This window comes from Candidatus Zixiibacteriota bacterium (assembly GCA_034003725.1).
Taxonomy (GTDB): domain Bacteria; phylum Zixibacteria; class MSB-5A5; order GN15; family FEB-12; genus WJMS01.
Window position 1 is genome coordinate 132,186 of the sequence record JAVEYB010000002.1, and the last position, 14,646, is coordinate 146,831.

Sequence of the window (14,646 nt, forward strand, 5' to 3'; positions counted from 1 at the left end):
TTTTCCGGGTTTTTAATTGCGTTTCGGGGGTGATTTCTCGACCATGTAAGGCCTTATGGCACGGAAGTCCAAAAAGAGCGGGGCGCTGTCGCGCCGGAAAAAGCTGTTGGGGGGAATTCTGTTTCTGCTCAGCCTGCTCATTCTCGTTTCTTTGGTAACTCACAGGTCTATCGACGACGCACGGATAGCGGGGGAGGTCGACAGCCATCTCAACCCGTTTGAGCTCCAGTACCGCAACCAGGGCGGTATGATGGGGGCGTACCTTGCGTTCCTGTTGACTACACTGCTGGGCTGGTTGAGTTATTTTGTGCCGCTTTCGATGCTCGTGCTGGCTCTCCGGCTGTTTTCTGCCGACCTGGCGGTTCGCCTGCAGGTTAATGGATTCCTGCTTTTCGTGATTTCCCTGTGCACCTCGATGATTTACAACGTTCACCTCGTGACGGCCCGGACACTCTCTACTGAAGCTCCGACGGTAGGCGGGTATGTCGGAGAAAAACTGACGGAGCTCTCGGTCAAAGTAGTGGGGGGGACGGGCTCGTATCTTGTTCTGGCCGGGGTAGTGCTGCTTCTCATCTGGATGTACACGTCGATCACGCCTCTGCTCGCGGTTCGGATTCAGCTTCCGGGGGCGGGGACGTTTAAGGCGGTCGCAGGGGCTTTCGGACGCGCCGTATCGTGGGCAGGCTCGTTGATGCCAAGCCTGGGGAGGGAGGCCGACGGCACTGAGGACGATGGGGCAAAGGACGAAGAGAATGAAGGGCGCGCCGGACGCCGGGGGGCCGGTATCGATGATCTGGGGGCGGACAATTCGGAGTCTGTGGCAGAGCCGGCGATTGAAAGCGACCCGCCTGCGCCGCGCCGCACGACGCTGAAGAAGACGGCCGAGCAGGTGCAGGTGAAGTCGGTCAAGTACACGTATCCGGGCGAAGATTTACTTCAGGAGAATCCGGTAAAGTCTTTATCGGTCAATGCGGAAGAGACTACGCTGACGGCTCGGATGCTGAAGGAGACGCTTGAGACGTTCGGCGTTGGCATTGAGGGAGAGATTGAGTCGTTTCCCGGGCCGGTTATCACCCGGTATGAGTTTAAGCCGGGGATTGGCATTAAAGTAAACCAGATCGTAAACCTATCCGATGACCTTGCGCTGGCGTTACGGGCCAAGCGGATTCGTATCGTGGCGCCGATTCCCGGGAAAGCCGCGGTCGGGGTGGAGATTCCCAACCGGTCACCCCAGTCGGTGTATCTTCGCGATATCATAGCGTCGGACCGATACCGAGATCCGAAGCTGATCCTGCCGTTGGCGCTGGGCAAGACGATTTCGGGAAAGCCATTTATCGCCGATTTGGCGAAGATGCCGCATCTGTTGATTGCGGGGGCGACGGGGTCGGGCAAGTCGGTTTGTATGAATGTGCTGATAACGTCGCTGATATATCGACTTCACCCGCTTCAGGTGCGCTTCATATTCATCGATCCCAAGATGCTGGAGCTGTCGGTGTACAGCGGCATACCGCACCTCGGGCGGCCGGTAGTGACCAAGCCCAACCAGGCGGAACGTGTGCTGACGGACCTGGTCCGGGAGATGGAAAGCCGTTACCGGCGGCTGGCGGAGGCATCGGTTCGCAATATCGAGGATTTCAACAAGAAGCAGAAGCAGCAGGAAGATAAGCTTCCGTACATTATCGTTTTTGTCGACGAGCTGGCGGATTTGATGATGGCGTCGACCTCGACGAAGACGGAGGTGCTGATCACACGCCTCGCGCAGATGGCGCGCGCGGTGGGGATACACCTGATACTGGCCACACAGCGGCCGTCGGTGGACGTCATTACCGGTCTTATCAAGGCGAATTTTCCTGCGCGAATCGCCTTCCAGGTGTCATCAAAGGTGGACAGCCGGACGATTATCGATGCAAACGGGGCGGAGAAGCTTCTTGGGTCGGGGGATATGCTGTATCTCGCGAGCGGGCAGCCGGAGACGCTGCGGGTCCACGGAGCGTGGATTTCGAGCGATGAGACCGAGCGGATCGTGGCATTCATCAGGGAGCAGGGGCTGGAGATGATGGCGTTGTCCGGGATCAGCCAGTCGACCTCGGAGTCGTCGGAGTCGGAGGTTGATCTTGGCGACCCGCTGTTCCGTGAGGCCTGTGAGGTCGTTGTCCGTCACAAGCAGGGTTCGGTTTCACTACTGCAGCGCCGCCTTGGGATCGGGTACCAGCGGGCAGCGCGCCTGATCGATAAGCTGGAGCAGGCGGGAATCGTCTCCTCGTTTGACGGGTCCAAGGCCCGCGAGGTAGTCGTGGACAAGGCGTATGTCGACGCGCTGTTTGCGGGAAGCCCCACCGCTGTTTCATCCTCAGAGTCCGACAACAACTAAGCTGACGACGTGTATAAGCAGGTATGAGCAAGACAGGTATCGCAAGGGGTGTGCATGCGTTGTGCGTGGTCGGTTGGACGGCGCTTGGGGCGCAGGCCGGGGACCGGTTTGACTCGGCCAAGGAAGCGCTTGCGGCGGGATCCTGCACGCGCATCGAGTTTCTTTCCATCATAGAGTCGGACATTTTCGACCAGGTAGACACGGCGCGTGGGAGTGCTGATATCGCGCGCGACGGGCGGTATCGGATAGTGGTCGGCGACGATGAGTATTTGTCAACCGGCGACTCGTTGTACAGCTATTCGGTGCGGCACCGGCAGGTCACGGTGGAGGCGCTGTCGGGCGGGGTAGACAGATCGACGGAGATATCCTTTGTTATCCGGCTTGACGATTTTTTCAAAACGGTTATTATTCATCCGGATTCCGTCTACAGGCTGATTCGCACGTCGGTAGATGTTGTCGGGTTGCCCGATTCGCTGGTGTTGTTCATGCGGACGGACACGTCGGCGATTGACCGGATCGAGTACCTCGATGTCAACGGGGAGTTGAATCGGATCGTATTTCTCAGTATCGTGCCGTCGCCGGAGTGTACTCCGGGGCGATTTGAGCCGGATTTCCCGGATTCCGTGGACGTTATCAGACTCAATTAGGATGAAGTTTTTCGTACACAAACTCGGCTGTCCCAAAAACGATGTCGACGCGGACTATATCGCGGCTCGACTGATCGATGACGGGCACCAGCCGGTCGGCACGCCGGAGGAGGCGGATTCGGTGATCGTCAACACCTGCGGTTTTATCACGGCCGCGAAAGAGGAGTCGATCACGGAAATACTTCGGCTGGCTGAGCTCAAGAAAAGCGGGCGGGTGAGGCAGTTGCTGGCGGCCGGCTGTTTGACGCAGCGCTACGGCGACGAGATGCTCAAGGAGATGCCGGAACTGGACGGCGCGTTCGGACATGGAGCGCTCGACTCGATCGCGCGGGCGGTGGGCGGTGGCAACGGGCATCGACCGGAGCGCACGGTCAAGCTGGAAACGCGAAAGCTGGGCTACATCAGCTGGAAGCACCGGTTCATCGCCGACGCGTATCCGTACTCGTATCTCAAGATTTCCGACGGGTGCGACCGCGGTTGTACATACTGTGCGATTCCGGGGATGAGGGGGCGGTTTCGGAGCAGGCCGATACAGTCGATCCTCACCGAAGCCCGGTTTCTTGCGCAGAACGGGAAGAAGGAGCTGATCCTGGTATCGCAGGAAGCGACGTGTTACGGTTACGATTTGCCGGGGCGGCCGGGTATTGTTGACCTTTTGCGGGAGCTGGAACTGGTGGAGGGGATCGAGTGGATTCGTCTGATGTACTTGTATCCTGCGGCTCTCGATGATGCGCTTATTGACTACATGGCGGCGCCGAACAAAACGCTCAACTATTTTGACCTTCCGCTTCAACACGTAAATACGGATATACTGACCGCCATGCGGCGCCGGGTGGAACGGACACACGTCGAGCACCTGATCGATCGGATCCGAGCGACCAGCGACGACGCCGTAATACGGACCACGTTTATCGTGGGGTTTCCGGGGGAGACCGAGGCGCAGTTCGACGAGCTGTACGATTTTGTCGAGCGCTATCGGTTTGACCGCATGGGTGTTTTCCCGTATTCACCGGAGGAGGGTACGCCGGCGGAGCGTTTCGGACGGCAGGTATCAGAAGCGACGAAGGTCGAGAGAATGGACAGGCTGATGAATCTGCAGCGCGAGATCGCATTCGAGATAAATAACTCCTTGATAGGGCAGAGTCGGTCGGTTATCATTGACACCGTGAGGGCCGACGGTCGTGGAATCGGGCGAACAACCGGCGACTGTCCGGAAATCGACCAGGAGGTTTTCGTGAGCGGCGAGGGGCTGGAGGCGGGCCGTATACGCACGGTGGTCGTCGACGCCGTTGACGGGTACGATCTGGTGGGCCATGCAGTGAGAGACGAGGGTCATGATTCAGTTTGAGAAGCTGGGGATCTTTTTGTCACGGCCGATCGCGTTTCTTCTGGTCGTGATCTATCTCGTGCAGTCCGGGCTGCTCGTTTACATGGTGATGGAGAAGTTCGAGCTCGAGCGGCAGATTCGGGAACAGCAATCCCGCATAAACGAACTGCAGGAGAAGCTCCAGATATTCAAGGCGATCGACGACTTCCAGATCGGTTTCACCGAGGACGAGGTGCGGCGGCTGACGAATGTGATTTACAGTGAGAGCGACAGGTATGATTATGATCCGATGTTTATCGTGGCGATCATACTGACGGAGTCGTCGTTCCGCAAGGGGCAGCGGTCACCGGTGGGGGCCAGCGGGCTGATGCAGGTGATGCCGTTTGTCGGCGAGGAACTGGCCGGCCGCACGGGCATAGAGTGGCAGGGGGAAGCAACGCTGTTCCAACCGGAGACCAACATCAAGGTGGGGACCCAGCATTTATTCGAGCAGATTCTGAAATTCGGCAACATCCGGGATGCGCTGGTCGCGTACAACATGGGCGAGACCCGGGTGCGCAGTATCCTGAGACAGAACCGACCGTTGCCGAAGACGTATTTGAACAAGGTTCTGGAGACGTACAAAATGCTCAAGGAGAACTACGCCGCGTGAGACACCGTGCCCTGGTTTTGTTCACACTCTTGCTGCTGACGGTATCGATTGTGGTGATTACCGGGTGCGGCGGGCGGAAGTCACTGACGAACCTGTCGGTGCGCGAATTGTATGCCGAAGGATTGGAGCGCTACAACGGGGGCAAGTATCTTTACGCGATCGAGTACTTCCAGGCGATAGTATTCAATTTCCCCGGCGAGTCGGTAGTCGACACGGCGCAGTACTATCTGGCCTTATCATATCTGGGCAACAAGGACTACAAGCTGGCATCGGTGGAGTTCAACCGGCTTATTCAGAACTATCCGCTTTCGGTGTATGCGACGCACGCGCAGTTTATGACGGCGGTTTGTTTGTATGAGTCGGCGCCGGACCATCACGGTCTGGACCAGACGGACCGGAAAGAGGCGGTCAAGCAGATGGAGGATTTCATTGTTGACCATCCGGAATCCGAGCTTGTGCCGCAGGTACAAGAGTACATCCGCGAGGGGCGAAACACGCTGGCGAACAAACTCTATTCGGCAGCGGTGTTGTACTATCGGATACGGGCGCTGGACGCTGCCAAGATCTACTTTCAGCAGGTGGTCGATGACTATACCGACACGGAATATGGGCCGCGCGCGGTGTTTTATATCGCCAAATGCGATTACGAGCGAAAGAATTTTTCATCGGCGAAGCTGGGCTTCGAGAATTTTGTCGCGGTGTTCCCCGATCACGAGCTGGCGTCGGAGGCCCGTCCGCTGGTAGCTACCGCTGCGTTTCGCGACGCGGAGCAGGCGTTCGACAAGGGTGATCAGGCGTCGGCTGCCGCGAAGCTTCGCGCCTTCATCGAGGCGTTTCCCGGCGACGAGCGAGTCGAGAAAGCGCAGCGGTATCTCGAGCAGCTGCCCGCCGGCGAACCTGCACTGCACTCTCATGAGCAGTCCTGATCTGCGCGGTGCGTGGGGCATTTTCGGGGGGCGATTCGATCCTATCCACAACGGTCACCTTGCACTGGCAGCCGATCTTCGACGGCTGAAGAATCTCGATGGGATCATGCTGGTGCCGTCGTATCGGCCGCCGCACAAGCCACAGCTTTGTGAGGCGTCGTATGACGATCGTGTGACGATGATGGGCCTTGCGACAGGCGGTGATCCATCGTTTATTGTAAGTGATATCGAGCGGGAGCTTGATGGTCCCGGTTACTCGTTGTATGTGGTGCGCGAACTGAAGCGACGCAATCCGCGGGTCGACTTCTCGTTCCTAATCGGCGCCGACAATATTCATGATTTTCGCAACTGGTTCAGGCCTGAGGAGTTGGCGCGCGAGGTGCGCATCGTAGCTGGCGCGCGCCCCGGGTATACGATGGATGAATCCGCGATCGGAGTAGACGCCGAAGTGGAACTGGTGTCGACGGCGGAAGTTGCGGTATCGGGGAGCGAGATCCGGGCGCTGGTCAAGGCCGGCGCGGGACCGGATCGGTTGAAAGGCCTGGTTCCGGACGCGGTCGCCGCATTCATTTTCGAACGAAGGCTGTACATGTCATGAACCTCTCGGGGAAAACGCTCTACCTTATCGACGGCTCCGCCGTGTTCTACCGGGCGTACTTCGCGTTTATCAGGAATCCGCTGATCAATTCGAAAGGAGAGAACACGTCGGCGACGTTCGGTTTCGTGAACTCGGTCTTCAAGATTCTTCGCGAAGAGAAGCCGGACTACGTTGCAGTTGTGTTCGACACCAAGGAACCGACGTTTCGTCATGAGCGATATCCGGAATACAAATCGACGCGCGCGAAAATGCCGGATGAACTGGTGGACCAGCTTCCGCGCATACACCAGGCTGTCGCGGCATTGAATATCGCATCATACCTGCTCGACGGATATGAGGCCGATGACATTATCGGGACGATTGCGAAGGATGCCGAGAAGAAGGGGATGCATGTCTGGTGTGTCACCGGTGACAAGGATTACTTTCAGCTCGTAACCGACGCGGTGCGAATCTACAATCCGCGGAAAGCAGCTGAGGCCGCCGAGTTGTACGGACCGGAGGAGGTTAAAGAGAAGTTCGGAGTTGCGCCGGACCTGGTGATCGACAAACTGGCCTTGATGGGGGACAGTTCAGACAATGTGCCGGGCGTACCGGGAGTCGGTCCTAAGACGGCTGACGCATTGCTCGAGCAGTTCGGATCATTGGATGGGGTCCTTGCGGGGGTGGACAAGATCAAGGCGAAAGGGGTGCGAGAGAAGATTGCCGCGAATGAGGAACTGGCCCGTTTATCTCGTGAGCTGGTGACGATCAAGACCGACGCTCCGATCGGGTTCGAGTACGACGACATGAAAGCGCGCGGCGCCGACTTCGAAGCGTGTAAGAAGTTATTTGTCGAACTCGAATTCACCAGTATCGTCAAGGAGCTGTTCCCGTCGTCCGATGCGGGTGTGCGCACGGAGCCGGTCGGTCCGACGCAGGCATACGTGGCGGTGACGTCGATTGGCCGGTTGCGGGAGGTGGTATCGGCGCTGAGCGAGCGCAAGGAGATAGCGGTCGATACGGAAACGACGTCGCTGGATCCGTTTTCGGCCGGGCTGGTTGGTGTTTCGCTGTGTGGCAAAGCCGGCGAGGCGTATTACGTGCCATTACGGCACACGGCGGAAGGGTCGGACAACGTGCCGTACGACGAGGCGATGGCGGTGCTTCGAGAGTTGCTCGAAAACCCCAAGGTTCAGAAGTTCGGCCAGAATATCAAATATGACTATGAGGTTCTCCGCGAGCACGGCGTCACAATCTCGCCGGTGTCGTTTGACACCATGCTGGCGTCATACGTGCTCAATCCGACGGCGCGGCAGCATGGGCTGGACTTTCTAGCGCTCCAGCATTTCAACTACCAGATGCAGCCGATCACTGATTTGATCGGGACAGGGAAGTCGCAGAAGTCGTTTGCCACGGTGCCGGTTGAGAAGGCCGCTTTTTACGCGGCTGAGGATGCGGATTATACGTATCGGCTGCGCGGCGTACTGGCTCCGAAGATAGAGGAGCTGGACGTTCAGAGGCTGTACTATACGATTGAGTTGCCGCTTATACCCGTGCTGGCCGACATGGAGCGCGCAGGTATCAAGGTTGACCGGGAGTTTCTCGGCGAGCTGTCGCGCGAGATGGATGGCAAGCTCGAGACGATCAAAAAGGATATCTATCGAATTGCGGGCGGGCCGTTCAATATCAATTCGACGCAGCAGCTGTCTCACATTCTGTTTGAGAAGCTGAATCTTCCGAAGAAAGGGAAGACCGCCAAGAAGACGGGATATTCGACCGACGTGAGAGTGCTCGAAGAGTTGGCGCATCTGCACGAATTTCCGAAGTTGATTCTTGATTATCGCCAGTTGACGAAGTTGAAGAACACCTATATCGACGCTCTTCCGAAGCTCATATCCGAGAAGACCGGGCGGGTGCATACGTCGTTTAACCAGACGATCGCGGCGACCGGCCGATTGTCATCGACCGATCCGAACCTGCAGAATATTCCGATCCGGACGGATGAGGGGCGGGAGATCCGTCGGGCGTTCGTACCGCGCGATGGTGATCACGTGTTGCTATCGGCGGACTATTCGCAGGTGGAGTTGCGCATTCTCGCTCATTACTCCGGGGATGAGGGGCTTATTGCCGCGTTCCGGGCCGGCGAGGATATTCATATGCGCACGGCGGCGGAGGTTTTTGGAGTGCCGTTTGAGTCGGTGACGTCGCAGATGCGGCGTGTAGCCAAGACCGCGAATTTTGCGGTGATTTACGGGGTGACGGCGTACGGTCTCAGCCAGCAGACCGATATGGGAGTGGACGAGGCAAAGCGGTTTATCGACACGTATTTCAAGCGATATCCGGGTATTGCCGACTACATGGAATCTACCCGGGAGTTCGCCCGCAAGAACGGCTACGTGACGACCCTGTATAATCGGCGGCGGTATGTCGCAGATATCAATGACAAGAAGCCGGCGGTCCGCCAGTTTGCCGAGCGCGTGGCGATTAATACACCGATACAGGGAACGGCGGCGGACATAATCAAGATCGCGATGCTGAAAATCTTTGAAAAAACGGCCGGCATGAAGTCCAAAATGGTATTACAGGTGCACGACGAACTCGTTTTCGACGTCCATAGAAGTGAGCTGGACGAGGTAACGAAGATCGTCCGGGCCGGTATGGAAAAGGCAGCGAAGTTGAAGGTCCCGCTGGTGGCCGATATCGGGATCGGTGAGAACTGGCTGGACTGCAAGTAACGGGACACATAGCCCCGGGGAGGTATTTATGAGGTCTTCAGGCTGTGCGGTGCTGATGATCCTGCTCTGCCTGACATCGGGCGGCTGGGCGCAGGATAGTGGTGATGTTGCTGACGATTGGCGTGGCGACGTAGAAGTCGTCGGCGGCGATCGAGAGAGCGACCGGGGAGGACCGTCGCGCTGGTTCGAAATTGCGGTCTCATACGCGGGACGGACCGATGAATCGTTTGCGATCGAGCGGGACTATTCGGTTGGGGGGGCGCTTCTGTACCGCCTGAAACCCGGCTTTGCCCTGCAGGCAGGGGTGGGAGTTGAGAAGACCGATTTCGATGGAAGCTGGACGGCCGGTTCGGGATCGTCGTCTATGGGGGAGGCGCTGGCCAGGTTGGAGAGCCGGCAGGAGGTGCTTTCACCGTACGCGCTGTGCGGGATCGGCATTCGGCATTACTCCTTCGAAAACAAGTGGGGGCGGGCGAGCAAAAATGAGACCGGCTTCGTTATCGGGGCCGGGATGGCGATCCGGTTGACATCGGGGGTTTTCTTCGACCTCGCCATCCGGCACGAGCAGAACAGCGTGACGATTTCACAAGAGGTCGTGACCTATGGTTCTCCGCCGCCGGACCATGAGTCATGGACGCCGTCGGCCGGCGTGCCCGATGCGATGCTGAATCCGACCGCTATAGTTGTCCAGTTGCGGCGTGAGTTGAGATAACGAGGGACGGAAACAAGCGGGCGGCGGCTGTCGTATTGAAGGCAGGATTGCGGAGACGAGTATGAGAGAGACTATGCAATGAGAACAGCGTTTGTGATTGTAGTCAGCCTGCTGGCCGTGTCGGCAACGGCGGGAGTCCACCGAATCGACATTTCTCCGGCGACGGTCGTAAACCTGGGCAGCGGTCATGCGGGCTCGGCGATGGGCGCGTCCGTGACCGGCGATTTCTTCTTTTCCAGGGGATTTGCGCTTCGTACGACGGTCGGGTTCACCAGGGACCGGTATTTCCCTGAAGACGCGGATTATTCGGACGCGGACTTTGGATTCTGGTTGTCGGTGGCGCCCTATTCCGAGCTGAATTTCTCCGAATTGTGGCGACCGTATATCGCCTTTCTCGGGTCGTTTTCTACGGGTGCGGGTTCGCCTGCTGCGACCGTTCGACCGCTGGGAATGGAGGGAGCGCCGGTTTCCCGCCTCAACGCGGCGCCGACAAGAGCGAACGCGTATTCGTTTGGAGCGACGCTCGGCAACAAGGTTCATCTTACGGGGTCCGTATCGCTGTACGCTGAAGTCACCCACTTTTTCTATACGTCGTTTGCAGGCACATCCGGTGTATTCGACTCGGGTCTGCCTGATATCACATTCAACTACCACTGGGACCGCAACCCGACCTATCTGTCGTTGGGATTGACGTATTCATTCGCTGTTCCGTCGAAGTAGTCAGTCCCGGTCAGCCTGTCGACGCCGAATGTCGGGGGGATTTTGCGGCAAGCGGGGCGGCTTGTCCGGGCGTTTTTTTTTCGCTACCTTTCAGCCATGGTAATCGGGTTAACCGGTCAGATCGGTTCGGGCAAGTCTACCGCGGCCAGGATACTGGCGTCGTTCGGCGCCCGTGTCATTGACGCCGATTTGATTGGCAGAGAGGTCGTGGAGCAATCGGCGGAGCTTCGCCGCCGTCTGGCCCGGGTATTCGGGAAGGATGTTGTTGATTCGCGGGGTCGGCTAATTCGAAAGAAGCTGGCGGTTCGCGCGTTTGCTACCGGGGCCTCGAGAGACAAACTCAACATGATAGTACATCCGCACCTGCTTCGGCGTTTACGGTCTCGAATTCGGGAGGAGCAGAAGCGGGGTCCGGTGGTAATTGATGCGGCCCTGCTTTTGTACTGGGGGATGGACCGGGAGGTCGATGTTACGCTGGTTATCCATGCGGGGTTGGAAACCCGGCTCAAGCGCCTGCAGGCGCGGGGGATACAGCCGGGTGATGCCAAGGCGCGCCAGCGTGCTCAGCTTCCGTATGCCGAATTTCGAACCCGGGCCGACCGGGTGATTCTGAACAACGGGACACCATCAGACCTCAGGCGCAAGCTTCGTCGGTTCTGGCAAGCGTATGTATCCGAAAGGGTTTGACAGGCGACTCGAAATCCAGCTTATTACTTCCATCGAACGAACGCATGGGTGTATGGGTGAAGAAAGATGGCACTAGTTGATGCTGCGACTAATTCTGTCCGGCGCGACTACTCGCTAAGCGAGCTCAAGGAACGCGCCAATTACATGCGCGGATTGAATGAAATAGCCCTGTGCTCCGCGGGATCGGGCCACTCCGGCGGCACACTGGGGATAATGGACGTCTGCGCCGCACTCTACCTCAAGGTGGCGAGGCACGACCCTCAGAATCCGTTCTGGCAGGAGCGCGACCGCATTATCTGGTCGGCGGGCCACAAGGCGCCGGCGCTGTACACCTCGCTCGCCGTGGCCGGTTATTTCGATGAAGGTCAATTGATGACTTTGAGAATGCTTGGCTCGCCGTTACAGGGTCACCCTCACTGGCGCGACCTTCCGGGAGTGGAGATTTCCTCGGGCTCGCTCGGTCAGGGATTTTCAGTGGGGGTGGGCGTGGCGCTGGCGGCGAAACTCGACGGGGCGGATTATCGGGTGTTTGTGATTTGTTCCGACGGCGAGCAGCAGGAAGGGTCGATTTGGGAAGCGGCGATGGCGGCCGCACATCACAAGCTCGACAACCTGATTGTGATAGTCGACAAGAATCGGCTGCAAATCGATGGCGAGGTGAAGGATGTGATGAATATCGATCCGCTGCCCGACAAGTACCGTTCTTTCGGCTGGGACGTGAGGGAGGTCGATGGGCATGACATGGAAGACATCGTATCGAGCCTTGAACAAGCGAGAAACGACAACAGATCGGGCCGGCCAGTCGCATTGATTTGTCACACCAACAAGGGGCGCGGTGTTTCCTTTATGGAGAATGTCGTCAGCTGGCACGGCAAGCCACCGAATCGGGCGGAACTGGAGAGGGTGCTTTCGGAATTGAAGCTGTCGGGCGCGTTCGATGTAGAGTCATTGCTGGCCCAGGGGTCCGCTCATCGTGAAAGGAGCGAGGCGGCGCTGGCATCGTCAATGCCGCGTTTCTCACGAGATTATTGGTGGAACGCCCCGGGGACGATGTCGGTCGAAATGGATCCTACGCGGAAGGGGTTTGGGCGGGCTCTCGACAAGTACGGCGACGACGCGCGGGTGGTTTGTATCGGGGCGGACATTTCCGACTCGATCACCATATCCGATTTTTTCAAACGGCACCCCGAACGGAAGGATCGGTTCATCTCGGTCGGTGTGGCGGAGCAGAATGCGACAACGATAGCGGCCGGTCTGGCTAAAGAAGGGAGGATCCCGGTGTTCGGTACGTACGGGGTGTTTGCATCGGCGCGAAATCTGGACCAGCTCCGCGTATCGGTCTGTTACGGCAATTTCAACGTGTTGGTCGCAGGGGCCCACGGCGGCATTTCGGTCGGTCCGGACGGAGCCACGCACCAGGAGCTTGAGTCGATGTTTCAGATAGCGGGACTTCCCAACATGCATATGGGCGTTCCGTGCGATTCGATCGAGACCGAGAAGATGACCCGGGCACTGCTTTTCGACGTTGTCGGTCCGAAATACATTCGCTTTGCCCGTGAAGCGACACCTGTCATATCGACGCCGGATACTCCGTTCAGGTTCGGAGAGGCAAACGTGTATCGACTCCGCCGGGAAACTGCGCGGTTTGTCGATGCGTTCGAGGTCCGTGTCGCATCGGATTATGTCAACGAAAACGAGCATTTGACAATCGTGTCGTGCGGTCCGGAAGTCGCCGAGTCGTTACGTGCGGCCTGGATCCTGAAGCGCGAGCACGATATCGAAACGCGCGTGCTCAATGTTCACACCGTCAAGCCCATCGACACAGAGGCCATACTGAGCGCGGCCCGGGAGACCGGGGCGATGTTAACGGCGGAGGAGCACCAGGTCGGCGGGCTTGGCAACCGCATTGCCGGGATCATCGCGTGCGATATCGCGCCGGGGGGAAGGAGGCTGCCGTTTGCGATGATCGGTATACCGGATGTATTCGGAGAGTCCGGAGAACCGTGGCAGTTGATTCGGAAGTTCGGTTTGGCCGCCGAACATATCGCAGCCAAAGCACAAGAACTACTCGGAATATAGCGAAGGACACGAAGAGATGAAATACAGTGAGCGAATCCGGCGGCTCGAATCGGAGGGGGCGTTTGCGGTACTGGCTCGGGCCAAGCAGATGGAGCGTGAGGGGAAGTCGATAATCCATCTCCAGATCGGTGAGCCGGATTTCGATACGCCGGCAAATATCACGGAAGCCGCCTACAAGGCTCTCCGAAACGGGCACACGCACTATGCGCCGTCGGGCGGTATTCCCGAGGCGCGCGAGGCGATCGCCGATGAGGTGCGGCGGACCCGTAAAGTCAACGTCTCCGCCGAAAACGTAATCGTCATGCCGGGCTGTAAGCCGGTCATTTTCGCAGCGATTATGGCTCTTGTGGAGGAAGGCGACGAGGTGATAGTTCCCAACCCCGGCTATCCCACGTATCGATCGGTTACGCGTTTTTTGGGGGCTGAGCCCGTGCCGGTTCCGCTGCGCGAGGAACACGATTTCCGTTTCAACCTCGACGAGGTCAGGGCACTCATTACACCCCGGACGAGGGTGATAATCCTGAATTCACCGGGTAATCCCACGGGCGGCGTGTTGACGGAATCCGATCTCGAGGGGGTGTTCGCACTGGCGAAGAAACATGATTTGTGGATCGTGACGGACGAGATATATTCGCGGCTCGTGTACGAAGGCGAGTTCAAGTCGATACTGTCGGTTCCGGGCGCACTGGAGAGGACAATTGCGGTAGACGGGATGTCGAAGACGTACGCGATGACCGGCTGGCGACTGGGATACGGGATCATGCCGAAGCAGCTGGCCGACTATTTCTTCACATTCGCGATCAACAACTTCTCGTCCACCGCGACGTTTTCCCAGTACGCGATGGTGGAGGCACTGACGGGGCCCCAGGACGGCGTGGACCAAATGATCGAGCAGTTCCGTCGTCGCCGCGAAGTAATTGTGGACGGCCTCAACGCGATCGACGGCATTACGTGTCTGAAGCCGCAGGGAGCCTTTTACGTGTTTCCGAACATCACCGGTACCGGCCTGAGTTCAAAGGAATTCGCCGAAGTCATGCTGGAGCAAGCGGGCGTGGCCTGTTTGTCGGGAACGGCGTTCGGTCAGTACGGGGAGGGCTACGTTCGATTCTCGTACGCAAACTCGATCGAAAACATCGAAGAGGCGCTCCGCCGCATCAAAAAGACACTGGCAGCAGTCAAGGTCTGATGGTCAAGCGGAGCGGAGTTCGGGCCG

At 58.2% G+C, this 14,646-nt stretch carries 12 protein-coding genes; all 12 read left to right on the top strand.

Annotation, left to right across the window (positions count from 1 at the left end):
* Positions 1-55: 55 nt before the first annotated feature.
* Complete coding sequence (locus RBT76_03660; GenBank protein MDX9856865.1) at positions 56-2,371, top strand: DNA translocase FtsK 4TM domain-containing protein; 2,316 nt, start codon at positions 56-58, stop codon at positions 2,369-2,371.
* 23 nt (positions 2,372-2,394) lie between these two features.
* Complete coding sequence (locus RBT76_03665; protein ID MDX9856866.1) at positions 2,395-3,018, top strand: outer membrane lipoprotein carrier protein LolA; 624 nt, start codon at positions 2,395-2,397, stop codon at positions 3,016-3,018.
* A 1-nt stretch (position 3,019) separates the two neighbouring features.
* Positions 3,020-4,366 (top strand): 30S ribosomal protein S12 methylthiotransferase RimO, encoded by a 1,347-nt coding sequence (gene rimO, locus RBT76_03670; GenBank protein MDX9856867.1) that lies wholly within the window; start codon positions 3,020-3,022, stop codon positions 4,364-4,366.
* Positions 4,353-4,997 (top strand): lytic transglycosylase domain-containing protein, encoded by a 645-nt coding sequence (locus RBT76_03675; protein ID MDX9856868.1) that lies wholly within the window; start codon positions 4,353-4,355, stop codon positions 4,995-4,997. Before rimO ends, RBT76_03675 begins: the two co-directional genes overlap by 14 nt.
* Entirely contained in the window at positions 4,994-5,923 is a 930-nt protein-coding gene (gene bamD, locus RBT76_03680; GenBank protein MDX9856869.1) for an outer membrane protein assembly factor BamD, read from the top strand. The genes RBT76_03675 and bamD overlap by 4 nt, the downstream gene beginning before the upstream one ends.
* Entirely contained in the window at positions 5,910-6,521 is a 612-nt protein-coding gene (gene nadD / locus RBT76_03685) for a nicotinate (nicotinamide) nucleotide adenylyltransferase (GenBank protein MDX9856870.1), read from the top strand. Before bamD ends, nadD begins: the two co-directional genes overlap by 14 nt.
* On the top strand, positions 6,518-9,235 hold the full coding sequence (gene polA / locus RBT76_03690; GenBank protein ID MDX9856871.1) for a DNA polymerase I: 2,718 nt from the start codon (positions 6,518-6,520) through the stop codon (positions 9,233-9,235). The genes nadD and polA overlap by 4 nt, the downstream gene beginning before the upstream one ends.
* A gap of 28 nt (positions 9,236-9,263) precedes the next feature.
* Positions 9,264-9,947, top strand: a complete 684-nt coding sequence (locus RBT76_03695; protein MDX9856872.1) for a hypothetical protein — start codon at positions 9,264-9,266, stop codon at positions 9,945-9,947.
* Between the two features lie 78 nt (positions 9,948-10,025).
* Positions 10,026-10,667, top strand: a complete 642-nt coding sequence (locus RBT76_03700) for a hypothetical protein (protein ID MDX9856873.1) — start codon at positions 10,026-10,028, stop codon at positions 10,665-10,667.
* 96 nt (positions 10,668-10,763) lie between these two features.
* Positions 10,764-11,354 carry a dephospho-CoA kinase gene (gene coaE / locus RBT76_03705; GenBank protein MDX9856874.1) on the top strand — a complete coding sequence of 197 codons (591 nt, stop codon included), beginning with the start codon at positions 10,764-10,766 and terminating at the stop codon, positions 11,352-11,354.
* Between the two features lie 66 nt (positions 11,355-11,420).
* Positions 11,421-13,433, top strand: coding sequence for a transketolase (locus tag RBT76_03710; GenBank protein ID MDX9856875.1), 2,013 nt, complete (start codon positions 11,421-11,423; stop codon positions 13,431-13,433).
* A gap of 16 nt (positions 13,434-13,449) precedes the next feature.
* On the top strand, positions 13,450-14,619 hold the full coding sequence (locus tag RBT76_03715; GenBank protein MDX9856876.1) for a pyridoxal phosphate-dependent aminotransferase: 1,170 nt from the start codon (positions 13,450-13,452) through the stop codon (positions 14,617-14,619).
* Positions 14,620-14,646: the final 27 nt, after the last annotated feature.

Coding starts and splice junctions, on each gene's coding strand:
- RBT76_03665 (MDX9856866.1), top strand. CDS start 2,395: ATGAGCAAGACAGGTATCGCAAGGGGTGTGCATGCGTTGTGCGTGGTC.
- RBT76_03715 (MDX9856876.1), top strand. CDS start 13,450: ATGAAATACAGTGAGCGAATCCGGCGGCTCGAATCGGAGGGGGCGTTT.
- rimO (MDX9856867.1), top strand. CDS start 3,020: ATGAAGTTTTTCGTACACAAACTCGGCTGTCCCAAAAACGATGTCGAC.
- RBT76_03700 (MDX9856873.1), top strand. CDS start 10,026: ATGAGAACAGCGTTTGTGATTGTAGTCAGCCTGCTGGCCGTGTCGGCA.
- RBT76_03675 (MDX9856868.1), top strand. CDS start 4,353: ATGATTCAGTTTGAGAAGCTGGGGATCTTTTTGTCACGGCCGATCGCG.
- RBT76_03710 (MDX9856875.1), top strand. CDS start 11,421: ATGGCACTAGTTGATGCTGCGACTAATTCTGTCCGGCGCGACTACTCG.
- nadD (MDX9856870.1), top strand. CDS start 5,910: ATGAGCAGTCCTGATCTGCGCGGTGCGTGGGGCATTTTCGGGGGGCGA.
- polA (MDX9856871.1), top strand. CDS start 6,518: ATGAACCTCTCGGGGAAAACGCTCTACCTTATCGACGGCTCCGCCGTG.
- coaE (MDX9856874.1), top strand. CDS start 10,764: ATGGTAATCGGGTTAACCGGTCAGATCGGTTCGGGCAAGTCTACCGCG.
- RBT76_03695 (MDX9856872.1), top strand. CDS start 9,264: ATGAGGTCTTCAGGCTGTGCGGTGCTGATGATCCTGCTCTGCCTGACA.
- RBT76_03660 (MDX9856865.1), top strand. CDS start 56: ATGGCACGGAAGTCCAAAAAGAGCGGGGCGCTGTCGCGCCGGAAAAAG.